The following is a 19,509-nucleotide window of genomic DNA, read 5'->3' as shown; positions in this document are numbered from 1 at the left end:
AGACTGAGAACCATCATAGCTGGGACTCAGTATCACAACCAGAGCATGTCTCAGGGCTTCGGACCGGCCCGAGTAGCATCTGAGGTGTGACCGAACGCGCACCTCTCTCCCGCAAGCTGTCCGCCATCGCCGAGTCGGCGACGCTCAAGGTCGATGCCAAGGCCAAGGCGCTCAAGGCCGAGGGCAAGGCGGTCATCTCCTATGCCGCCGGCGAGCCCGACTTCGCGACGCCGCAGTTCATCGTGGATGCCGCAGCCGACGCGCTGAAGGATCCCGCGAACTTCCGGTACACCCCAGCCCCCGGCCTCCCGGCACTGCGCGAGGCGATCGCGGCCAAGACGCTGCGCGACTCGGGGCTCGAGGTCTCCCCCAGCCAGGTGATCGTCACCAACGGCGGCAAGCAGTCGGTCTACCAGGCGTTCCAGGCCGTCGTGAACCCGGGCGACGAGGTGCTCCTGCCCGCTCCGTACTGGACCACCTATCCCGAGGCGATCCGGTTGGCCGACGGCATCCCGGTCGAGGTCTTCGCCGGGGCAGACCAGGACTACAAGGTGACGGTCGAGCAGCTCGAGGCCGCGCGCACCTCACGTACGACGGTCCTGGTGTTCGTGTCGCCGTCGAATCCGACCGGCTCGGTGTACACCGCCGAGGAGACCCGCGCGATCGGCGAGTGGGCGCTCGAGCACGGCATCTGGATCATCTCGGACGAGATCTACCAGAACCTCACCTACGAGGGCGTCAAGGCGACCTCGATCGTCGAGGCGGTGCCGGATGTCGCCGGCCAGACGATCCTCGTCAACGGCGTCGCCAAGACCTACGCGATGACGGGCTGGCGCGTCGGCTGGATGGTCGGCCCCGCCGACGCCATCAAGGTCGCGGGCAACCTGCAGTCGCACCTGTCGAGCAACGTCAACAACATCGCGCAGAAGGCGGCGATCGCAGCCCTCAGCGGGCCGCAGACCGAGGCCGAGCAGTTCCGCGAGGCTTTCGACCGTCGCCGGAAGCTCATCGTCTCCGAACTGTCGAAGATCGACGGCGTGCGCGTTCCGAATCCGCTCGGCGCGTTCTACGCCTACCCCGACGTGCAGGGGCTGCTCGGCCGCACCTGGGCCGGGCGCACTCCGACCACGTCGCTCGAGCTGGCCGATCTCATCCTCGATGAGGCCGAGGTCGCCGTGGTCCCGGGCGAGGCGTTCGGCCCGTCCGGATACCTGCGCCTGTCGTACGCCCTCGGCGACGACCACCTGCTCGAAGGCGTGCAGCGCCTGCAGCGCCTGTTCGCCTAACCGCGCGTCGCGGGCGCTAGGACTCCTGGTACCCGATCAGCCAGCGGATGCCGTAGCGATCCGTGACCTGCCCGTCGTAGTCGCCCCACGGGCGCTTCTGCAGCGGGTCGGTGATCGTGCCCCCGTCACCGAGCGCGGCGAACCACTGCTGCAGCGTCTCAGCATCGGCGGTGCCGAGCAGAGAGAACATCGCGCCGACGATGTGCACGGCATCCTCGTCGCCAGCGGCATCCGAGGCAAAGACCTGCACCGCACCGTTCAGCGCGCCGTGCGCGATCGCATCGCCCGGTCCGTCGGTACGACCGAACTGCTCATACGTGAACAGCTGCAGCTCTCCGCCGAAGACGTCCTGGTAGAAGGTCAGTGCCTCGGCGGCGGTGCCGGGGAAGAAGAGGTAGGCTACGAGTCCGCTCATGCCAGCGAGACTACTCCCCCGCTTCGTCCTACAACTCGACGCCCACCAGCACCGGCTCGGGCTGCAGCAGCAGACCGAACTCCGAGTGCACCCGCGCCTGGATGTACCGGGCGAGCTCGGCCAGCTCGCCCGCTGTCGCTCCGCCGCGGTTGGTGAGCGCCAGCGCGTGCTTGGTCGAGATACCGGCTCGCGAGCTCGGCAGTCGGAATCCCTTGCGGATGCCGGAGTTCTCGATCAGCCACGCGGCGCTGACCTTGACGTCGGAGCGCGTCGTCTTCGCGGGCGGAACGTAGCCGTCGAACGACTCGAGCGGGATCACGGTCGCAGCATCCAGATCGGGTTCGACCGGCCAGCGCGGGCACTCCGGCGGGAGCTGGGCGGCGACCGTCTCGGGCACGATGAGGTTCTGGAAGAACGACCCGGCACTGGCCGTATCGGGGTCGTCGGGGTTCAGCAGCATCCCCTTGGCCGCTCTGGTCGCACGGATCCGCTCGCGGACGTGCGCGAGCGAGACGCGCTCGTCGCCGCTGATCCCCAGGGCGCGCCGCAGCTGCTCGCCGCCGATCGGCCGTCCCGCCTCGCCGACCTCCGCGAGGTCGAGCGTCACCGAGAGGATGACGGCTCGGCGGATCGGCGCTCCACCGTAGTGATGCTTGAGCACCGACGTGCGGAAGCCCAGTCCGAGTTCGGATGCCGGCACGGTCTGCACCTCGCCTGTGGACTCGTCGATGAGGTCGACCTCGACGAGGGTCTCCTGGATCTCCTGTCCGTACGCACCCACGTTCTGCACGGGGGCGGCTCCCACGGTGCCCGGGATGCCGCTCATCGCCTCGATGCCCGCACGACCGTGGACGACCGTGTAGGCGACGAGGTCGTCCCAGTTGTGTCCGGCCTCGACCCGGAGCCGCACGCGGCCGGGGTGCGGCGACGGGAGCCGTTCGATGCCCGTCGTCAGGATGCGGATGACGGTGCCCTCGAACGGCTCGTCGCCGACGAAGAGATTCGACCCGCCGCCGAGCACGAACCACTCATCCCCGCGCGACCACGTGTCGCGGAGCGACTCGACGAGCTCATCCGTGGTCGTGGCATCCAGCATCCGCTCTGGGGCGGCGCCGGTGCGCAGCGTCGTGAGGTCCGCGAGGCGAGCGGGCGCGATCTCGGGCATCAGAGCGCGACGCGCAGCTGCGCCTTGACGAGCACCGTGGTGTCGGCGTGCTTCACCGTCAGATCGATGCGCGCGGATGCCTCGTCGACCGCGCCGACCTTCGCGAGCACGGATACGTCGGCGCCGTCCTCGGGGTCGACGACGACGGGGCGGGTGAACCGCACGCCGTAGTCGGTGATGCTCGTGGTGTCGCCGAGCGCGGCGACGACGACGGACGAGGCCAGACCCATCGTCAGCATCCCGTGGGCGAGGACGCCGGGCAGCCCGACGGCTGCCGCGACGTCATCGCGGTAGTGGATCGGGTTGAAGTCGCCCGACGCACCGGCGTAGCGGACAAGGGACTCGCGGGTGAGATGGACGGTGCGCTCGGCGATCACGTCTCCGACCTCGTACGTCATGCCGCAGCCTCCGCGTCGTCGGATCCGACCAGCAGCACGCTCGTCGCGGTGACGACGTGGGCGCCGTCCGCATCCGTGATCTCGGCTTCGCTGGTGATCATGGCATTGCCCGCCATCATGCGGATGCCGGTGACCTTCAGCTGCCCCGTCAGCTCATCGCCCGCGACGATCGGCTGCGAGTACGCGAACCGCTGCTCGGCGTGGATGGTGCGCGCCAGCTCGATGCCCGAGTCGGGTTCGGCAAGCAGCTGCTGCAGCGTCATGTCCTGGATGACCATCGCGAAGGTCGGCGGTGCGACGACATCGGCGTAGCCGAGCGCGCGGGCCGCCTCGACGTCGGTGTGCAGCGGGGCGTCGGCGAAGACTGCGCGGGCGAACTCGCGCACCTTCTCACGGCCGACCAGATACGGCGGGGTCGGCGGGAACTCCCGGCCGACGAGATCGTTGTTCACAGGCACCGGTCAAGTCTACCGAGCGGATGCCGCGTCAACCGCGGCGGGGACGCGAGCGCAGGGCCTTGATCGCCATCTGGATCGCGATGAACGCCAGATATGCGGCGAAGAGCATGTTGCCGACGAACGGATCGATGAGCGTGGCGAGCCAGGCGCCGAGCGCGGTCATCGTGCATGCGGACAGTCCGATGATCCCGGCTGCGACCAGGTCGACGTTGCGGTGACGGAGGTTGCCGAAGGTCCCCGAGATCGCGGTGGGGATCATCATCAGCAGGGACGTGCCCTTGGCCTCGAGGTCGCTCGTGCCGAACGCGAGCATGAGCACGGGGACGACGACCACGCCTCCGCCCACGCCGATGAGACCCGCGATGACGCCAGTGCCGACACCCACCAGAACCAGGGCGATGCCGTTGATCCAGCCGAGTTCGAAGACCGCGTCGCGCGACGGGATGACGACGAACAGGCTGACGATCACGATCACGAGGAACACGACGAATCCCCAGCGCAGTGCGCGCTGCGAGATTCGGGGCAGCAGTCGCGTTCCGATCTGGGCGCCGACGACCGCGCCGGCGGCGAGGATCAGTGCGGGGATCCAGGCGACCGATCCACTGGCCGCGTACGAGATGACGCCGACGCTCGCGGTGGGGACGATCGCTGCCAGCGACGTTCCGGCGGCGAGTCGCTGGTCGAAGTGCAGCATCAGGACGAGGAGCGGCACGATGACGGTGCCGCCGCCGACGCCGAACAAGCCCGAGAGAAGACCGGCCAGCATGCCGATCACGATGAAGGTCAGGTATGCGCGCGGGCCGCGCACCCTCGCATCCTGAATCTCACTCACTCGCGCAAGCCTATCGCTCGGAGCATCCTGCTCCTGCGCCGGGAGACGCGAGAAGGCCCGCCGTCCCTCAACGGGATGGCGGGCCTTCTCGGCGGCGTGTTACTTGCCGGCCTCGGTGAAGCCTGCGGCCTCAGCGGCCTCAGCGGTGCGGAACCACACCTCGGCGACGGTCTGCTCGTACCACTGGCCATCTGGGCGGTGGAACTTCATGGAGTCCTTGTTGCCCTTGATGTCGAAGCCTTCGGGAGCGGAGCCGTCCTCGAGAGGAGCGGCGGAGTCCGCACCGAACTCACCGTCGACGAGCGCAGCGGCGGCCACGGCCTCAGCGGCTGCGCCCTCCTCCTGCGACTCGGCACCGGCGTCAGCAGCCGGCTTCTCGGCCTTGGGAGCCTTCTCAGCCTTCGGGGCGGCCTTCTTCGCCTTCGGCGAGACGGGCTCGAGGACGAGCTCGATCACGGCCATAGGGGCGTTGTCGCCCTTGCGGTTGCCGACCTTCGTGATGCGGGTGTAGCCGCCCTCGCGCTCGGCGACCAGCGGAGCGATCTCGGCGAAGAGGACGTGCACGGCGTCCTTGTTGCCGAGGATCGAGAGCACCCGGCGACGCGCGTGCAGGTCGCCGCGCTTGGCGAACGTGATCATGCGCTCGGCGAGCGGACGCAGGCGCTTGGCCTTGGTCTCGGTCGTCTTGATCGACTTGTGGGTGAACAGCGCCGATGCGAGGTTGGCAAGCAGCAGGCGCTCGTGGGCGGGGCCGCCTCCGAGGCGGGGTCCCTTGTTGGGCTTAGGCATATTCGTCTAACTCCTGGTCAGATATTCGGGAAGGTCAGAAGGACTCGTCTTCGCCTGCGCCGTAGAAGTGGGCGCCGTCGAAACCGGGCACCGAATCCTTGAGCGACAGACCGAGCGAGATGAGCTTGTCGCGCACCTCGTCGACCGACTTCTGGCCGAAGTTGCGGATGTTCATGAGCTGCGTCTCCGACAGCGCCACGAGCTCGGACACCGTGTTGATGCCCTCGCGCTTGAGGCAGTTGTAGGAGCGGACCGACAGGTCGAGGTCCTCGATCGGCATGGACAGCTCGCTGGAGAGCACGGGCTCCACAGGGGCCGGGCCGATCTCGATGCCCTCGGCCTCGACGTTCAGCTCGCGGGCGAGGCCGAACAGCTCGGTCAGGGTCTTCGCGGCCGAGGCGACGGCATCCCGCGGGAGGATGCTGTTCTTCGTCTCGACGTCCAGGACGAGCTTGTCGAAGTCGGTGCGCTCACCGGCACGGGTCGCCTCGACGCGGTAGCTGACCTTGAGAACGGGCGAGTAGATCGAGTCGACGGGGATCTGCCCGGCCTCGGCGTACTCGTTGCGGTTCTGGGTCGCCGAAACGTAGCCGCGGCCGCGCTCGATCGTGAGCTCGAGCTCGAACTTGGCGGTGTCGTTGAGCGTCGCGATGACGAGCTCGGGGTTGTGGACCTCGACACCGGCCGGAGCCGAGATGTCAGCGGCGGTCACTTCGCCCGCACCGGTCTTGCGCAGGTAAGCGGTGATGGGCTCGTCGCGCTCGGACGAGACGACCAACTGCTTGATGTTGAGGATGATCTCGGTGACATCCTCCTTCACGCCGGGGATGGTGCTGAACTCGTGCAGGACACCATCGATGCGGATGCTGGTGACAGCAGCGCCGGGGATCGACGAGAGCAGGCTGCGACGCAGCGCGTTTCCGATGGTGTAGCCGAAGCCGGGCTCGAGCGGCTCGACGATGAACCGGCTGCGGTTCTCGGCGATCTTTTCCTCGGTCAGTGTGGGACGCTGTGCAATGAGCACTCTGTGTTCCTTTCGATCACATGCCCGCTATATGACATGTGGTGGGTGAGGTCTTGAGTTGTGGAAGTCAGTGCCCGCGACGGGCAGAGCGAGGGATGCCGGAGCATCCCTCGCTGCAGCAGATCAGACGCGGCGACGCTTCGGCGGGCGGCAGCCGTTGTGCGCCTGCGGGGTGACGTCCTGGATCGAACCGACCTCGAGGCCGGCGGCCGTGAGCGAGCGGATCGCGGTCTCGCGGCCGGAGCCCGGACCCTTCACGAAGACGTCGACCTTCTTGACGCCGTGCTCCTGAGCCTGGCGGGCGGCCGACTCGGCCGCCATGCCAGCGGCGTACGGGGTCGACTTGCGCGAGCCCTTGAAGCCCACGCCACCCGACGATGCCCAGCTGATGACAGCGCCGGACGGGTCGGTGATCGAGACGATGGTGTTGTTGAACGTCGACTTGATGTGGGCCTGGCCCAGCGCGATGTTCTTCTTCTCCTTGCGGCGCGGCTTGCGCGCGGCGGCCTTGGGTGCAGCCATGAAAGTGTTCTCCTATTCCCTGGCCGCTGCTTAGCGGGCCTTCTTCTTGCCGGCGACGGTGCGCTTCGGGCCCTTGCGGGTACGGGCGTTGGTCTTGGTGCGCTGACCGCGGACCGGGAGGCCACGACGGTGGCGGAGGCCCTCGTAGGAGCCGATCTCGACCTTGCGGCGGATGTCTGCGGCGACCTCGCGGCGCAGGTCACCCTCCACCTTGTAGTTGCCTTCGATGTAGTCGCGGAGTGCGACGAGCTGGTCGTCGGTGAGGTCCTTGACGCGGATCGACTCGTCGATCTCAGTGGCCTTGAGGATCTCGACCGAGCGGGTACGGCCGACGCCGTAGATGTAGGTAAGGGCGATCACCACGCGCTTGTCGCGCGGGATGTCAACGCCGGCAAGACGTGCCATGCGGTTCTCCTGAGTTGAGTAGAGGTGTGGAGCAGGATGTGGACCCGGGCCTCTGTCCCGAGGTGTCGGCCGCTTTCACGGCTTCTTGACCCTGCCTGTTTCGTATGGAGTTGTGTGTCAGATCTGAAGAGTGATCAGCCCTGCCGCTGCTTGTGCCTGGGGTTGCTCTTGCAGATCACCATGACGCGGCCGTGACGGCGGATCACCTTGCAGTGATCGCAGATGGGCTTGACGCTGGGGTTGACCTTCATGATGTTTCCTGTTCGCTGTCTTCACCGGGCAGGCGGAAGCGCCTGGGGTGTTACTTCTCGACCGATCAGCGGTAGCGGTAGACGATGCGGCCGCGGGTCAGGTCGTAGGGGCTGAGCTCCACGACCACGCGGTCTTCGGGGATGATGCGGATGTAGTTCTGCCGCATCTTTCCGGAGATCGTGGCGAGCACCTTGTGTCCGTTGGTGAGCTCAACGCGGAACATCGCGTTGGGCAGAGCCTCGGAGATGACACCCTCGATCTCGATGACACCGTCTTTCTTAGCCATAGCCTCGCTGACGCTTCTGCAGATCGGTCGATCTGCGGTGGATGGATGATTGTGATGCCCGCACTGACGGACACGCCGAAACAGGGCGCAGGGCACCAACGGTCTATCTTATCCGCTATGGTGTCGCCCGGCAACTCGGGTACGGGAACGGGCCGCCCCGGATGGAGCGGCCCGTCGCGGGATCGTGGATATCAGCCGAGGATGTCGGCGAAACGGGTGCCGATCTCGGAGTTCTCGATGCGCTCCCCGTCGATCTCGACGGTCGGCGTGCCCTGGATGTCGTGCTGGTTCGTCTGCGACGTGACGAAGCGCTTGTACGTGCCGTCAGCGATGCAGTCCGCGGCGGCGCCTGCCCCGACCTGATCGGCGAACGCCGCGAGCTCGTCATCGGTGAGCCCTGCCGTGTTCTCGGCCGGCTGGTTCTCGAACAGCAGGTTGAAGTAGTCGAGCGCGGAGTCGGGGGCCTCGGCGGCGACGCAGTACACGGATGCCGCGGCACGCGTCGAGAACTCAGTGTTCTGCGAGTAGCGGTCGAGGATCGAGATCGGGTGCAGGTTCAGCGTGATGTCGTCGTTCGCCGCAGCGTCCTGCAGGGCGGCACCGTAGGTGTCCTCGAAGTCGCCGCAGATCGGGCACATGAAGTCGACGAACGTGTCGATCTCGGTGTCGCCCGTGCCGAACGTGATCGCGCCGGTCTCCTCGTTCACGATCGCGCTCTCGGGTGCGGTGCCCGGGGACGTGGCCTGGTTGTTCAGGAACACGACGAGGCCGCCGAGGGCCACGAGGACGACGACGACAGCGGCGGAGATTCCGATAGCGAACCAGTTGGTGTTGCTCTTGGCGGCAGCAGCCATGCTCTTCCGTTCTTCGATGCCCGCGCTGTGAGCGGGTCAGTGCAAGGGGATGCTCAATCTTCCCGCGCAATCCTATGCCCCGCTTGTGAGCTCCGCCGCTCCCCATCCTCCTCCTCTCCCCTCCCCGTGCATTTCCGCGAGACGGGGTTTGTGGCACGAGACGTGTGTTGCTGACAAGGGTTTCGTGCTGCAAACCCCGTCTCGCGCGCCAGAGGGAGAATGGCTCAGCGGCGGGGCCGGAGTTTGGCACGCGGGTTGCGGCGCAGAGTCGCGAGCATCGCAGGTTGGGGCGGTTCGACCACGGGGATGCCGATGGCATCGAGCGCCAGGCACATCGGAGCCACCTGCCAAACGTCACGCGGCTCCCATCGCGCGAACGGATGCCCCCGCCGCCGTAGCCGGCCCTCCCTGCGCTTCTCCTCCTTCAGCCGCTCGCCAGCCTTCTCAGGCTCTTCGAGTTCGTACTTGCTCCACCCGTCGACCTCACCGATCGCACGACAGGAAGGGAAGTAGAAGTCCGAACGATCGCGGAATCCGTCGTACGAGAACTCCCGCTGCAGCTCCGGCGCCTCGTACCCGCTCCAGAGCATCACGGCGCGGCTGACGCTCTCCGGCGGTGACTCCGCTCGCTCGTCCGCGTTCTCGAAGACCCACCGCATCCGCGTCCTGCCTCGCTGGTTGCGCTGATCCTCAGCACGTTCGATGAGATCGCCCAGCTCGGCACCCCCGCCCTGCACAGGCGAGATCGCGGCGTCCACCATCGCGAGCGCGTGGGCGGGCTGCGCAACCCGTGCCAGATCGACGATCGTGTCACGCAAGCCGGTCACGCGGATGCCGGAGACCACGACGATCTCGCGGGGGTCGACGCTCGTATGCGTGAGCGCGTCAGCGTGACGCCAGGTCTTGGGCAGGTCCGGATCGAAGACATGGATGTCTTTCGGTTCGTCGAACCCGGGGATGCCGTGGACCAGTGCCGCCGACTCCAGACAGAGCACCGCCGTCGGATGCATCCGCACGTAGGCGTGCACGCGGACCGCGTACCGATCCCAAGGCGACAGCTTCTCGAATGCCGCGCGCTCAACATACAACCCCTTGCGAATGCGTACCCACGTCGACGGGTGCAGCCTGATGCCGAGCATCCGAACCTCCTCGCGGGAATGGATCGGCAAGGGCGATACGAGCTGGGCACGGTCGGACATGAGCAACGGCATCCGCACATTCTGCCCGCGCGTGGCGCCCTCTACCGGCTGACCACAGCCTCGTCCGCCACACCATCGCTGTGCAGAACGAGTCACTCCGCACGTTTCCCGCACGTCCCCGCACACGAGACGGGGTTTGCAGCATGAGACCCGTGTCACCCACACCCGTTTCGCGCCAGAAACCCCGTCTCGCTAAAGGGCGCGGGCGGAAGAGGGCGCGAGGAAGCGGGCGGAAAAGGGCGCGAGTATGCGCGGGCGCGAGGCTACGGGATGGGGGTGGGGGTGACGTTGAAGGGGGCGAGGCCGGCGGCGCCGCCGTCCGCGACCGTCAGAACCCAGATGCCGTCAGCGTGAACCGCGACGGAGTGCTCCCAGTGGCTGCCGTCGCTGCCGTCGACCGTCGACACCGTCCAGTCGTCGTCCTCGACGAACGTCTGGTCGGACCCGGCGGTCACCATCGGCTCGATCGCGAGCACGAGCCCGGGCTTCACCTCGGCACCGAGGTCGGGAGTGCGGTAGTTGAACACGCTCGGCGCCTCATGCATCTTGCGGCCGATGCCGTGCCCGACGTACTCGCGGAGGATGCCGTACTCCCCCTGCGCCTCGATGTAGTCCTGGATCGCCGCGCCGATGTCGCCGAGATGACGAGCCGACGCCATCGCCGCGATCCCCGCCCACATCGAGCCCTCCGTGACCCGCGACAGCTCCGAACGTGCAGCCACAAGATCGGGGCGCGACGGATCGGGCACTATGAACGTCCGTGCGCTGTCGCCGTTCCAGCCCTGGTACTGCGCTCCGGAGTCCACGGAGACGATGTCGCCCGGCTCCAGAACCCGAGAACCCGGGATGCCGTGCACGACCTGCTCGTTCACCGAGATGCACGTCGTGTGGTGGTATCCGCGCACGAGCTTGAAGTTCGACTCGGCGCCGCGCGCGAGCACTGCAGACGAGGCCGCTTCGTCGACCGCAGCCGTCGTCACGCCGGCCGCGATGGCCGCTCCCGCGGCATCCACCGACGCCGCGGTGATGAGGCCGGGCTCGACCATCGCCCGCAGCTGGGCGGGTGTCTTGTAGATCGAGCGGCGGAACACGTCAGGCGGCGAGTGTCAGGCGGGAAGCGTCAGGCCGCGCGCAGCCAGAGCCGAGGTGATGCGCTCGGTGATCTCGTCCAGCGAGCCGATGCCGTCGATGCGGTCGACGATCCCGCGTTCGCCGTAGACGGCGAGGATTGGGGCGGTCTCGTTCTCGTAGATGTCCAGTCGGTGGGCGATCGCCTCTTCGGTGTCGTCCGAACGGCCCTGCTCCTGTGCGCGCAGCGACAGCCGGGCGATGCTCTCCTCGCGCGGGACGTCGAGCAGGATGACGGCATCCAGAGCCTCGCCGCGTGCGCTGAGGAACTCGTCGAGATGACCGACCTGCGCCGCGTTGCGGGGGTAGCCGTCCAGCAGGAAGCCCGACTGCGCGTCATCCTGCGACAGGCGGTCCCGCACGATCTCACCGGTCAGCTCGTCCGGGACGAGGTCGCCGCGATCGAGGATCGCCGTGACCCGGAGGCCGAGCTCGGTTCCGCCCTTGATGTTGGCGCGGAAGATGTCACCGGTCGAGACGACCGGGATGCCGAAGGCCTCCGCGATGCGCACGCCCTGCGTGCCCTTGCCGGAGCCCTGCGGGCCGACGATGAGAAGTCGTGCGGATGCTGTCAACGGAGAAGCCCTTCGTAGTGGCGCTGCTGGAGCTGTGCGTCGATCTGCTTGACCGTCTCGAGACCCACACCGACGATGATGAGGATCGACGCACCGCCGAACGGGAAGTTCTGGTTGGCGCCGACCGTCGCCAGGGCGACGAGCGGGATGAGCGCGATCAGACCCAGGTAGATCGAACCGGGGAACGTGATGCGGGTGATGACGTAGTCGAGATACTCGGCCGTCGGACGCCCGGCACGGATGCCGGGGATGAAGCCGCCGTACTTCTTCATGTTGTCGGCGACCTCGACGGGGTTGAACGTGATCGCGACGTAGAAGTAGGCGAACCCGATGATCAGCAGGAAGTACGCGATCATGTAGAGCGGGTGATCGCCCGTCGTGAAGTACTGCGAGACCCAGACCACCCATGCGGCCGGCTCCGAGCCGTCCTGCGGAGTGTTGAACTGCGCGACGAGCATCGGGATGTACAGCAGCGACGAGGCGAAGATGATCGGGATGACACCCGCCATGTTCACCTTGATCGGGATGTAGGTGTTCGTGCCGCCGTACGTGCGCCGGCCGACCATGCGCTTGGCGTACTGCACCGGCACACGTCGCTGCGACTGCTCGACGAAGACGACGAGCCCGGTGACGACGATGCCGATCGCGAGGACGAGCAGGAACGTCTCGAACCCGTTGGTCTCGAAGATCGTCCACATCGCGGCCGGGAAGGTCGCGGCGATCGAGGTGAAGATGAGCAGCGACATGCCGTTGCCGATGCCGCGCTCGGTGACGAGCTCGGCGAACCACATGATGAGGCCAGTACCGGCGGTCATGGCGATGATGATGAGCAGCTGCGCCCACCACACGTCGTTCGTGAGCAGCTGCTGGCAGGCCGCGACGTCGGTCGTGCCGAAGAGCTGGCCGCTGCGGGCCACCGTCACCAGGGTCGTCGACTGCAGCAGCGCGAGTGCGATCGTGAGGTAACGGGTGTACTGGGTGAGCTTGGCCTGGCCGGCCTGCCCCTCCTTGTGCAGCGCCTCGAAGTGCGGGATGACCACGCGCAGGAGCTGGGTGATGATGGTCGCCGTGATGTACGGCATCACACCGAGGGCGAAGATCGACAGCTGCAGCAACGCGCCGCCGGAGAAGAGATTGACGAGGCTCAGCAGGCCCTCTGTGCCTGCGTTGATGCGGAGGCATTCCTCGACGTTCGGGAAGTGCACGAACGGAGCAGGCACGTGAGAGCCGAGCCGGTAGATGGCGATGATCGCCAGAGTGAAACCGATCTTCCGACGCAGGTCGGGGGTGCGGAAGATCCGCGCGATAGCGCTAAACAAGGGCGTTCCTCCAGAAAGGGGTAGCCGGTCCGCGACGGACGGCCGAAAGACCAGCGTAACGCAGAGAGGGGCCGGAGAATCTCCGACCCCTCTCTGACGCGGTTACTTGACGGATCCGCCCGCAGCCACGATCTTCTGCTCGGCAGAACCCGAGACCTTGTCGACCGAGACGGTGAGCTTCACGTCGATGTCGCCGTCGCCGAGAACCTTGACCTTCTCGTTCTTGCGAACGGCGCCCTTGGCGACCAGATCGCTGACGGTGACATCGCCGCCCTGGGGGTAGAGCTCCGCGAGCTTGGCCAGGTTCACGACCTGGTACTCGACGCGGAACGGGTTCTTGAACCCGCGCAGCTTCGGGGTGCGCATGTGCAGCGGCATCTGCCCACCCTCGAAGCCGACCCGAACGGTGTTGCGGGCCTTGGTGCCCTTGGTGCCGCGACCGGCGGTCTTGCCCTTCGAGCCCTCACCGCGACCGACACGGGTCTTCGCGGTGTTGGCGCCGGGGACGGGACGCAGGTGGTGGACCTTGAGGACGCCGGGGCGGGATGCCGAAGCATCCGCCGACGCAGCGGGCTTCTGGGCAGCCTCGGCCTTGGGGGCCTTGGCTGCGGCAGCAGCCCCCGCCGGAGCCTTCTTGGCGGCCGGCTTCTTCTCGGCAGCAGCCTTGGGAGCGGCGGCCTTCTTGGCGGGAGCCTTGGTGGCCTTCTCCGCCTCCACGGCCTCGTTCTTCTCAGCCATTAGTCGATCTCCTCAACCTTGACGAGGTGGGCGACGGTCTTGACGTAGCCGCGCGTCTGCGCGTCGTCGGGGCGAACGGTGGTGTCACCGATGCGCTTGAGACCGAGGCTGCGCAGCGTGTCGCGCTGGTTCTGCTTCTCACTCACCTTGGACTTGATCTGGGTCACCTTCAGACGGGCGGCCATCAGGCACCTACCTTCGCAGCAGCCGCAGCGGCGGCCTTTGCCTCGTTGCGGATGATGATGCCCGGAACGACGGCGTCGTAGTCGAGACCACGACGAGCGGCGACGGCGCGCGGCTCCTCGAGGCTCTTGAGGGCCTCGACGGTCGCGTGCACGATGTTGATCGTGTTCGACGAGCCGAGCGACTTCGACAGGACGTCGTGGACACCGGCGCACTCGAGCACGGCGCGGACGGGACCACCGGCGATGACACCGGTACCGGCAGCGGCCGGACGCAGCAGCACGACGCCGGCAGCGGCCTCGCCCTGCACCGGGTGCGGGATCGTGGTGCCGACGCGGGGCACGCGGAAGAAGTTCCGCTTGGCCTCTTCGACACCCTTGGAAATCGCCAGGGGCACCTCGCGGGCCTTGCCGTAGCCGACGCCGACCAGACCGTTGCCGTCACCGACGACCACGAGAGCGGTGAAGCTGAACCGGCGTCCACCCTTCACGACCTTCGAGACGCGGTTGATGGTGACGACGCGCTCCAGGAACTGGTTGTCGCCGCGGTCGCGCGAGTTGCGGTCGCGGCCGCCCTGGTTGCGGTCACGGCCGCCGCGGCGGCCTTCGCGCTGCTCGCGAGCGGGCTCGGCTGCCTCGGTGGCAGCGGCCGTCTCGGGAGCCGCAGCAGCCGTTTCGGTCACTTCGTTCTCCTTGTTGTCACTCACAGTGCCAGCCCCCCTTCGCGGGCGCCGTCGGCGATGGCCGCGACGCGACCGGCGTAGCGGTTTCCACCGCGGTCGAACACGACCTCGGTGACACCGGCGGCCTTCGCACGCTCGGCGACGAGCTCGCCGACCTTGCGGGCCTTGGCGGTCTTGTCACCGTCGAACGAGCGCAGCTCGGTCTCGAGCGTGGATGCCGAGGCGACGGTGTGGCCCTTGCTGTCGTCGACCAGCTGGACGAAGACGTGGCGGGCCGAACGGTTGACGACCAGACGCGGACGCGCCTCGGTGCCCTCGATCTTCTTGCGAAGGCGGGCGTGACGACGCGCGCGGGCGTCGGACTTCGACTTCACAGCCATGATTACTTACCAGCCTTTCCGGCCTTGCGACGCACGACCTCGCCGGCGTAGCGCACGCCCTTGCCCTTGTACGGCTCGGGCTTGCGGATCTTGCGGATGTTCGCAGCTGCCTCGCCGACAGCCTGCTTGTCGATGCCACTGACCGTGAGCTTGTTGGTGCCCTCGACCGTCAGGGTGATGCCCGCGGGCGGGTCGATCAGGACCGGGTGCGAGAAGCCGAGGGCGAACTCGACCGAGCTGCCCTTCTGCTGCACGCGGTAGCCGGTGCCGACGACCTCGAGGCCCTTGGTGTAGCCCTGGGTGACGCCGATGATGTTGTTGTTGATGAGCGTGCGGGTCAGGCCGTGGAGCGACCGCGACTCGCGCTCGTCGTCGGGACGGGTGACAACCACCTGGTTGTCCTCGACCGCGACCTCGATGGGGCTGGCCACGTTGAGGGTGAGCTCACCCTTGGGGCCCTTCACCGCGACCGCACGGCCGTCGACCGAAATGGTCACGCCCGCGGGGATCTCGATGGGAAGTCGTCCGATACGCGACATGTCGAATTACCACACGTAGGCGAGAACTTCTCCGCCCACGCCCTTCTGCTCGGCCTGACGGTCCGTGAGGAGACCGGAGGAGGTGGACAGGATGGCCACGCCGAGGCCGCCGAGGACCTTGGGGAGCTCCGTGGACTTCGCGTAGACGCGAAGACCGGGCTTCGAGACGCGCTTGATGCCCGCGATGGAACGCTCACGGTTGGGGCCGTACTTCAGCGTGAGGGTGAGGTTCTGGCCGACGCGGGCGTCGGTGACCTCGTAGCCGGCGATGTAGCCCTCCTGCTGGAGGATGTCGGCGATGTGCGTCTTGAGCTTGCTCGACGGGAGCGACACAGTGTCGTGGTGCGCCGAGTTCGCGTTGCGCAGACGGGTCAGCATGTCTGCGACCGGGTCTGTCATTGTCATATTCTTCTTCTTTCGATCATGAGGTTTCGACGCCCGTTACACAGACGCCGACCTTCGTGAACACACAATCTTCAATTGTAAGGCACGCGGAACCCCCGCCCGGACGGGCGGGGGTTCGAAGCGTCACGCCTTGGCGTCCTCCGACTGGAACGGGAAGCCGAGGTGGCGGAGCAGAGCCCGACCCTCGTCATCCGTCTTCGCCGAGGTGACGACCGTGATGTCGAAGCCGCGAACGCGGTCGATCTTGTCCTGATCGATCTCGTGGAACACGCTCTGCTCCTGGAGACCGAAGGTGTAGTTGCCGTGTCCGTCGAACTGCTTGGCCGACAGTCCGCGGAAGTCGCGGATGCGGGGCAGAGCGAGCGAGACCAGGCGGTCGATGAACTCCCACGCACGGTCGCCGCGGAGGGTGACGTGCGCGCCGATGGCCTGGCCCTCGCGCAGCTTGAACTGCGCGATGGACTTGCGGGCCTTCGTGACGATCGGCTTCTGGCCGGTGATCTTGGTGAGGTCGTCGACCGCGCCATCGATCACCTTGCTGTCGCGAGCCGCCTCACCGACACCGGTGTTGACGACGACCTTGACGAGGCCGGGGATCTGCATCACGTTCTGGTAGCCGAACTCATCCTGCAGCTTCTGCTGGATCTCGGCCTTGTACTTCTGCTTCAGGCGCGGCTGGATCTTGCCAGCCGGCGCGGCAGTGTCGGTGCTCATCAGAGGTCCTTACCTGACTTCTTCGCGTAGCGCACGCGAACGGTGCGCTTGACGCCGTCCTTGGTCTGCTCCTCGACCCGGCGGCCGACACGGGTCGGCTTCTTGGTCTCGGGGTCGACGAGTGCGACGTTCGAGATGTGGATGGGAGCCTCGAGAGTCTCGATGCCGCCCGTCTTGGTGCCACGCTGCGTCTGTCCGACGCGGGTGTGCTTGGTGATGTAGTTCACGCCCTCGACGATGACGCGGTTCTGCTCGGCGAGGACCTCGAGGACCTTGCCCTGCTTGCCGCGGTCGCCGCCGCGCTCCTGCTTGGCGCCGGTGATGACCTGAACCAGGTCACCCTTCTTGATGTTCGCCATGATCAGATAACCTCCGGGGCGAGCGAGACGATCTTCATGAACTTCTTGTCACGAAGCTCACGACCGACCGGGCCGAAGATACGGGTGCCGCGGGGCTCCCCGTCGTTCTTCAGGATGACGGCGGCGTTCTCGTCGAACTTGATGTACGAGCCGTCGGGACGGCGCGTGGACTTCACGGTGCGGACGATGACCGCCTTGACGACATCGCCCTTCTTCACGTTGCCGCCCGGGATCGCGTCCTTGACGGTGGCGACGATGGTGTCGCCCAGACCGGCGTAGCGACGGCGCGAGCCACCGAGAACGCGGATCGTGAGCAGCTCCTTCGCGCCGGTGTTGTCGGCGACCTTGAGGCGGGATTCCTGCTGAATCACTATTACTCCTTAAGCAAGCCGAGGGCTTACTTGGCCTTCTCGACGATCTCGACCAGACGCCAGCGCTTGGTGGCGCTGAGCGGACGGGTCTCGCTGATGACGACGAGGTCGCCGATGCCGGCCGAGTTGTTCTCGTCGTGCACCTTGCGCTTCTCCGTGCGGCGGATGACCTTGCCGTACAGGGGGTGCTTCACGCGGTCCTCGACCTCGACGACGATGGTCTTGTCCATCTTGTCGCTGACGACGTAGCCGCGCTGCGTCTTGCGGTAACCGCGAGCGTCCTCGTCGCGCACGTCGTGCGAGACGGGAGCTTCAGCTTCCTTCTTGGCCATTATTCAGCCTTCCCTTCGGCGTCGGCCGAGGTGTCCTCGGTCTTCTTCGCCTTCGACTTGGTCGCCTTCTTGGCCGGAGCCTCGACCGGAGCCGGTGTCGCACGGATGCCGAGCTCGCGCTCGCGGATCACCGTGTACAGGCGTGCGATGTCGCGCTTGACGGCGCGGATGCGGCCGTGGCTCTCCAGCTGGCCGGTGGCCGACTGGAAACGGAGGTTGAACAGCTCCTCCTTGGCCTTGCGCAGCTCCTCAACGAGGCGCTGGTCTTCGAACGTGTCGAGCTCTGCCGGAGCGAGCTCCTTGGTGCCGATCGCCATTACGCGTCGCCCTCCTCGCGCTTGATGATGCGTGCCTTGAGCGGCAGCTTGTGAATGGCTCGGGTCAGGGCCTCGCGTGCGAGCTCCTCGCTGACTCCGGCGACCTCGAAGAGGACGCGACCCGGCTTGACGTTTGCGACCCACCACTCGGGGGAACCCTTACCGGAACCCATGCGGGTCTCGGCGGGCTTCTTCGTGAGCGGACGGTCGGGGTAGATGTTGATCCACACCTTTCCACCACGCTTGATGTGACGGGTCATCGCGATACGAGCAGCCTCGATCTGACGGTTCGTCACGTAAGCGGGGGTGAGGGCCTGGATGCCGAACTCTCCGAAGGAGACCTTCGTGCCGCCGGTAGCCTGACCCGAGCGACCCGGGTGGTGCTGCTTGCGGAACTTGACCTTACGGGGGATGAGCATTATGCCGACGCTCCTTCTGCAACAGGGGCCTCGTTGCGCGGGCCACGACGGCGGTCGCCGCCACGGTCGCGCGAAGGCTTCTGGTTGGCCTGCTCGCGAGCGAGCTCCTTGTTGGTGAGGTCGCCCTTGTAGATCCAGACCTTCACGCCGATGCGGCCGAAGGTGGTCTTCGCCTCGTAGAAGCCGTAGTCGATGTTCGCGCGCAGCGTGTGCAGCGGCACACGGCCCTCGCGGTAGAACTCCGAGCGGCTCATCTCCGCGCCGCCGAGGCGGCCGGAGACCTGGATGCGGATGCCCTTGGCGCCGGCGCGCTGAGCGCCCTGCAGACCCTTGCGCATCGCACGACGGAACGCCACGCGAGCAGACAGCTGCTCGGCGATGCCCTGTGCGACGAGCTGAGCGTCGGCCTCGGGGTTCTTGACCTCGAGGATGTTCAGCTGGATCTGCTTGCCGGTGAGCTTCTCGAGGTCGCCGCGGATGCGCTCGGCCTCGGCGCCACGACGACCGATCACGATGCCCGGACGGGCGGTGTGGATGTCGACGCGGACGCGGTCACGAGTGCGCTCGATCTCGATGCTGGAGACGCCGGCCCGGTCGAGCTGGGTCTTCAGGAGGTTGCGGATCTTGACGTCCTCGGCCACGTAGTCGGCGTAACGCTGGCCCGGCTTCGTCGAGTCCGAGAACCAACGGGACACGTGGTCCGTGGTGATTCCGAGGCGGAAGCCGTACGGGTTTACTTTCTGGCCCATTACTTGCTCGCCTTCTTCTTGCTGTCGCCGTCGGTCGCAGCAGCGGCCTCGGGCGTCGAGAGCACGACCGTGATGTGGCTCGTGCGCTTCTTGATCTGGAAAGCGCGACCCTGAGCGCGGGGGCGGAAACGCTTGAGCGTCGTGCCCTCGTCGACGTACGCGTTGGCCACGTACAGGTCCTGCTCGTCGAGGAACTCGCCGTCGCGATCCGCCTTCACCTGCGCGTTGGCCATGGCCGACGCGACAAGCTTGTAGATCGGCTCACTGGCGCTCTGCGGGGCGAACTTGAGGATCGCCAGAGCTTCCTGGGCCTGCTTGCCCTTGATGAGCGCGACGACACGACGAGCCTTCTGAGGGGTCACGCGGATGTGTCGCACGCGTGCGATGGACTCCACCATTTCTCTCTCCTCTATC

At 66.8% G+C, this 19,509-nt stretch carries 31 protein-coding genes; 1 reads left to right on the top strand and 30 read right to left on the bottom strand.

Annotated features, from left to right (window positions below):
* The first annotated feature begins 86 nt into the window (after nt 1-86).
* A complete protein-coding gene (locus tag HWX58_RS01465) occupies nt 87-1,286 on the top strand; it encodes a pyridoxal phosphate-dependent aminotransferase (protein ID WP_175985255.1) in 1,200 nt (399 codons plus the stop codon).
* Between the two features lie 16 nt (nt 1,287-1,302).
* Here HWX58_RS01465 and HWX58_RS01460 read toward each other — a convergent pair whose 3' ends face one another.
* The 30 genes from HWX58_RS01460 to rplV all read right to left on the bottom strand — a co-directional run bounded on the left by HWX58_RS01460 (nt 1,303) and on the right by rplV (nt 19,493).
* Nucleotides 1,303-1,701, bottom strand: coding sequence for a VOC family protein (locus tag HWX58_RS01460; RefSeq protein WP_175985253.1), 399 nt, complete (start codon nt 1,699-1,701; stop codon nt 1,303-1,305).
* A 28-nt stretch (nt 1,702-1,729) separates the two neighbouring features.
* Nucleotides 1,730-2,866 (bottom strand): UDP-N-acetylmuramate dehydrogenase, encoded by a 1,137-nt coding sequence (locus HWX58_RS01455; RefSeq protein ID WP_175985251.1) that lies wholly within the window; start codon nt 2,864-2,866, stop codon nt 1,730-1,732.
* On the bottom strand, nt 2,866-3,264 hold the full coding sequence (locus HWX58_RS01450) for a MaoC/PaaZ C-terminal domain-containing protein (RefSeq protein ID WP_175985249.1): 399 nt from the start codon (nt 3,262-3,264) through the stop codon (nt 2,866-2,868). Before HWX58_RS01450 ends, HWX58_RS01455 begins: the two co-directional genes overlap by 1 nt.
* Entirely contained in the window at nt 3,261-3,722 is a 462-nt protein-coding gene (locus HWX58_RS01445) for an FAS1-like dehydratase domain-containing protein (protein WP_175985247.1), read from the bottom strand. The genes HWX58_RS01450 and HWX58_RS01445 overlap by 4 nt, the downstream gene beginning before the upstream one ends.
* Nucleotides 3,723-3,750: 28 nt before the next feature.
* The gene (locus HWX58_RS01440; protein WP_175985245.1) at nt 3,751-4,554 is read right to left on the bottom strand and encodes a sulfite exporter TauE/SafE family protein; all 804 of its coding nucleotides are present in this window, start codon (nt 4,552-4,554) and stop codon (nt 3,751-3,753) included.
* A gap of 99 nt (nt 4,555-4,653) precedes the next feature.
* Entirely contained in the window at nt 4,654-5,343 is a 690-nt protein-coding gene (rplQ, locus tag HWX58_RS01435; protein WP_175985243.1) for a 50S ribosomal protein L17, sunset domain variant, read from the bottom strand.
* Nucleotides 5,344-5,377: 34 nt separating this feature from the next.
* The gene (locus tag HWX58_RS01430; RefSeq protein ID WP_175985241.1) at nt 5,378-6,367 is read right to left on the bottom strand and encodes a DNA-directed RNA polymerase subunit alpha; all 990 of its coding nucleotides are present in this window, start codon (nt 6,365-6,367) and stop codon (nt 5,378-5,380) included.
* Nucleotides 6,368-6,490: 123 nt separating this feature from the next.
* Nucleotides 6,491-6,889, bottom strand: coding sequence for a 30S ribosomal protein S11 (gene rpsK / locus HWX58_RS01425; RefSeq protein ID WP_033106075.1), 399 nt, complete (start codon nt 6,887-6,889; stop codon nt 6,491-6,493).
* Nucleotides 6,890-6,919: 30 nt separating this feature from the next.
* On the bottom strand, nt 6,920-7,294 hold the full coding sequence (gene rpsM / locus HWX58_RS01420) for a 30S ribosomal protein S13 (RefSeq protein ID WP_067354346.1): 375 nt from the start codon (nt 7,292-7,294) through the stop codon (nt 6,920-6,922).
* Between the two features lie 134 nt (nt 7,295-7,428).
* Nucleotides 7,429-7,545: a 50S ribosomal protein L36 gene (rpmJ, locus tag HWX58_RS01415; protein WP_005050492.1), complete on the bottom strand. Its 117-nt coding sequence runs from the start codon at nt 7,543-7,545 to the stop codon at nt 7,429-7,431.
* 65 nt (nt 7,546-7,610) lie between these two features.
* Nucleotides 7,611-7,832 (bottom strand): translation initiation factor IF-1, encoded by a 222-nt coding sequence (gene infA / locus HWX58_RS01410; protein WP_028496510.1) that lies wholly within the window; start codon nt 7,830-7,832, stop codon nt 7,611-7,613.
* Between the two features lie 191 nt (nt 7,833-8,023).
* Complete coding sequence (locus HWX58_RS01405) at nt 8,024-8,686, bottom strand: DsbA family protein (protein WP_175985239.1); 663 nt, start codon at nt 8,684-8,686, stop codon at nt 8,024-8,026.
* A gap of 224 nt (nt 8,687-8,910) precedes the next feature.
* Complete coding sequence (locus tag HWX58_RS01400) at nt 8,911-9,825, bottom strand: type IV toxin-antitoxin system AbiEi family antitoxin (protein ID WP_250646037.1); 915 nt, start codon at nt 9,823-9,825, stop codon at nt 8,911-8,913.
* Nucleotides 9,826-10,148: 323 nt separating this feature from the next.
* The gene (map, locus tag HWX58_RS01395; RefSeq protein ID WP_175985235.1) at nt 10,149-10,976 is read right to left on the bottom strand and encodes a type I methionyl aminopeptidase; all 828 of its coding nucleotides are present in this window, start codon (nt 10,974-10,976) and stop codon (nt 10,149-10,151) included.
* A gap of 15 nt (nt 10,977-10,991) precedes the next feature.
* Nucleotides 10,992-11,588, bottom strand: a complete 597-nt coding sequence (locus HWX58_RS01390) for an adenylate kinase (protein WP_175985232.1) — start codon at nt 11,586-11,588, stop codon at nt 10,992-10,994.
* Complete coding sequence (secY, locus tag HWX58_RS01385) at nt 11,585-12,907, bottom strand: preprotein translocase subunit SecY (protein ID WP_175985230.1); 1,323 nt, start codon at nt 12,905-12,907, stop codon at nt 11,585-11,587. The genes HWX58_RS01390 and secY overlap by 4 nt, the downstream gene beginning before the upstream one ends.
* Before the next feature lie 102 nt (nt 12,908-13,009).
* Entirely contained in the window at nt 13,010-13,645 is a 636-nt protein-coding gene (rplO, locus tag HWX58_RS01380; protein ID WP_175985228.1) for a 50S ribosomal protein L15, read from the bottom strand.
* Nucleotides 13,645-13,830, bottom strand: coding sequence for a 50S ribosomal protein L30 (gene rpmD, locus HWX58_RS01375; protein WP_017201575.1), 186 nt, complete (start codon nt 13,828-13,830; stop codon nt 13,645-13,647). Before rpmD ends, rplO begins: the two co-directional genes overlap by 1 nt.
* Nucleotides 13,830-14,534, bottom strand: coding sequence for a 30S ribosomal protein S5 (gene rpsE, locus HWX58_RS01370; RefSeq protein WP_175985226.1), 705 nt, complete (start codon nt 14,532-14,534; stop codon nt 13,830-13,832). The genes rpmD and rpsE overlap by 1 nt, the downstream gene beginning before the upstream one ends.
* Nucleotides 14,531-14,890 (bottom strand): 50S ribosomal protein L18, encoded by a 360-nt coding sequence (gene rplR / locus HWX58_RS01365; protein ID WP_175985224.1) that lies wholly within the window; start codon nt 14,888-14,890, stop codon nt 14,531-14,533. Before rplR ends, rpsE begins: the two co-directional genes overlap by 4 nt.
* Before the next feature lie 2 nt (nt 14,891-14,892).
* Nucleotides 14,893-15,429 carry a 50S ribosomal protein L6 gene (rplF, locus tag HWX58_RS01360; protein ID WP_175985222.1) on the bottom strand — a complete coding sequence of 179 codons (537 nt, stop codon included), beginning with the start codon at nt 15,427-15,429 and terminating at the stop codon, nt 14,893-14,895.
* Nucleotides 15,430-15,435: 6 nt separating this feature from the next.
* Nucleotides 15,436-15,834 carry a 30S ribosomal protein S8 gene (gene rpsH, locus HWX58_RS01355; protein WP_175985220.1) on the bottom strand — a complete coding sequence of 133 codons (399 nt, stop codon included), beginning with the start codon at nt 15,832-15,834 and terminating at the stop codon, nt 15,436-15,438.
* Between the two features lie 123 nt (nt 15,835-15,957).
* Nucleotides 15,958-16,548: a 50S ribosomal protein L5 gene (gene rplE / locus HWX58_RS01350; RefSeq protein ID WP_175985218.1), complete on the bottom strand. Its 591-nt coding sequence runs from the start codon at nt 16,546-16,548 to the stop codon at nt 15,958-15,960.
* On the bottom strand, nt 16,548-16,907 hold the full coding sequence (gene rplX, locus HWX58_RS01345; RefSeq protein ID WP_175985216.1) for a 50S ribosomal protein L24: 360 nt from the start codon (nt 16,905-16,907) through the stop codon (nt 16,548-16,550). The genes rplE and rplX overlap by 1 nt, the downstream gene beginning before the upstream one ends.
* 2 nt (nt 16,908-16,909) lie before the next feature.
* Nucleotides 16,910-17,278: a 50S ribosomal protein L14 gene (rplN, locus tag HWX58_RS01340; RefSeq protein ID WP_053097479.1), complete on the bottom strand. Its 369-nt coding sequence runs from the start codon at nt 17,276-17,278 to the stop codon at nt 16,910-16,912.
* 26 nt (nt 17,279-17,304) lie between these two features.
* Nucleotides 17,305-17,610 carry a 30S ribosomal protein S17 gene (rpsQ, locus tag HWX58_RS01335; RefSeq protein ID WP_175985214.1) on the bottom strand — a complete coding sequence of 102 codons (306 nt, stop codon included), beginning with the start codon at nt 17,608-17,610 and terminating at the stop codon, nt 17,305-17,307.
* Nucleotides 17,610-17,927, bottom strand: a complete 318-nt coding sequence (gene rpmC, locus HWX58_RS15235; RefSeq protein WP_175985212.1) for a 50S ribosomal protein L29 — start codon at nt 17,925-17,927, stop codon at nt 17,610-17,612. The genes rpsQ and rpmC overlap by 1 nt, the downstream gene beginning before the upstream one ends.
* Entirely contained in the window at nt 17,927-18,346 is a 420-nt protein-coding gene (gene rplP / locus HWX58_RS01325; protein WP_175985209.1) for a 50S ribosomal protein L16, read from the bottom strand. The genes rpmC and rplP overlap by 1 nt, the downstream gene beginning before the upstream one ends.
* A complete protein-coding gene (gene rpsC, locus HWX58_RS01320) occupies nt 18,346-19,095 on the bottom strand; it encodes a 30S ribosomal protein S3 (RefSeq protein ID WP_175985208.1) in 750 nt (249 codons plus the stop codon). The genes rplP and rpsC overlap by 1 nt, the downstream gene beginning before the upstream one ends.
* The gene (gene rplV, locus HWX58_RS01315) at nt 19,095-19,493 is read right to left on the bottom strand and encodes a 50S ribosomal protein L22 (protein WP_175985206.1); all 399 of its coding nucleotides are present in this window, start codon (nt 19,491-19,493) and stop codon (nt 19,095-19,097) included. The genes rpsC and rplV overlap by 1 nt, the downstream gene beginning before the upstream one ends.
* Nucleotides 19,494-19,509 lie beyond the last annotated feature (16 nt).

It is taken from the genome of Microbacterium tenebrionis, assembly GCF_903645325.1.
Classification (GTDB): Bacteria; Actinomycetota; Actinomycetes; order Actinomycetales; family Microbacteriaceae; genus Microbacterium; species Microbacterium tenebrionis.
The sequence above is the reverse complement of the archived record's forward strand: the minus strand, read 5'-3'. Positions and strand labels throughout refer to the sequence as shown.

Coding starts and splice junctions, on each gene's coding strand:
- rplX (WP_175985216.1), bottom strand. CDS start 16,907: ATGGCGAACATCAAGAAGGGTGACCTGGTTCAGGTCATCACCGGCGCC.
- rpsC (WP_175985208.1), bottom strand. CDS start 19,095: ATGGGCCAGAAAGTAAACCCGTACGGCTTCCGCCTCGGAATCACCACG.
- rpmJ (WP_005050492.1), bottom strand. CDS start 7,545: ATGAAGGTCAACCCCAGCGTCAAGCCCATCTGCGATCACTGCAAGGTG.
- rplV (WP_175985206.1), bottom strand. CDS start 19,493: ATGGTGGAGTCCATCGCACGCGTGCGACACATCCGCGTGACCCCTCAG.
- HWX58_RS01460 (WP_175985253.1), bottom strand. CDS start 1,701: ATGAGCGGACTCGTAGCCTACCTCTTCTTCCCCGGCACCGCCGCCGAG.
- rpsK (WP_033106075.1), bottom strand. CDS start 6,889: ATGGCTGCACCCAAGGCCGCCGCGCGCAAGCCGCGCCGCAAGGAGAAG.
- rpsH (WP_175985220.1), bottom strand. CDS start 15,834: ATGACAATGACAGACCCGGTCGCAGACATGCTGACCCGTCTGCGCAAC.
- rplP (WP_175985209.1), bottom strand. CDS start 18,346: ATGCTCATCCCCCGTAAGGTCAAGTTCCGCAAGCAGCACCACCCGGGT.
- infA (WP_028496510.1), bottom strand. CDS start 7,832: ATGGCTAAGAAAGACGGTGTCATCGAGATCGAGGGTGTCATCTCCGAG.
- rplQ (WP_175985243.1), bottom strand. CDS start 5,343: ATGCCTAAGCCCAACAAGGGACCCCGCCTCGGAGGCGGCCCCGCCCAC.
- HWX58_RS01405 (WP_175985239.1), bottom strand. CDS start 8,686: ATGGCTGCTGCCGCCAAGAGCAACACCAACTGGTTCGCTATCGGAATC.
- HWX58_RS01400 (WP_250646037.1), bottom strand. CDS start 9,825: ATGCTCGGCATCAGGCTGCACCCGTCGACGTGGGTACGCATTCGCAAG.
- HWX58_RS01450 (WP_175985249.1), bottom strand. CDS start 3,264: ATGACGTACGAGGTCGGAGACGTGATCGCCGAGCGCACCGTCCATCTC.
- rplE (WP_175985218.1), bottom strand. CDS start 16,548: ATGAGCACCGACACTGCCGCGCCGGCTGGCAAGATCCAGCCGCGCCTG.
- rpmD (WP_017201575.1), bottom strand. CDS start 13,830: ATGGCCGCCCGTCTGAAGGTGACCCAGATCAAGTCCAAGGTGAGTGAG.
- rpsQ (WP_175985214.1), bottom strand. CDS start 17,610: ATGGCCAAGAAGGAAGCTGAAGCTCCCGTCTCGCACGACGTGCGCGAC.
- HWX58_RS01455 (WP_175985251.1), bottom strand. CDS start 2,866: ATGCCCGAGATCGCGCCCGCTCGCCTCGCGGACCTCACGACGCTGCGC.
- rplO (WP_175985228.1), bottom strand. CDS start 13,645: ATGGCTGAGAAGAACGAGGCCGTGGAGGCGGAGAAGGCCACCAAGGCT.
- rplR (WP_175985224.1), bottom strand. CDS start 14,890: ATGGCTGTGAAGTCGAAGTCCGACGCCCGCGCGCGTCGTCACGCCCGC.
- rpsM (WP_067354346.1), bottom strand. CDS start 7,294: ATGGCACGTCTTGCCGGCGTTGACATCCCGCGCGACAAGCGCGTGGTG.
- rpmC (WP_175985212.1), bottom strand. CDS start 17,927: ATGGCGATCGGCACCAAGGAGCTCGCTCCGGCAGAGCTCGACACGTTC.
- rplF (WP_175985222.1), bottom strand. CDS start 15,429: ATGTCGCGTATCGGACGACTTCCCATCGAGATCCCCGCGGGCGTGACC.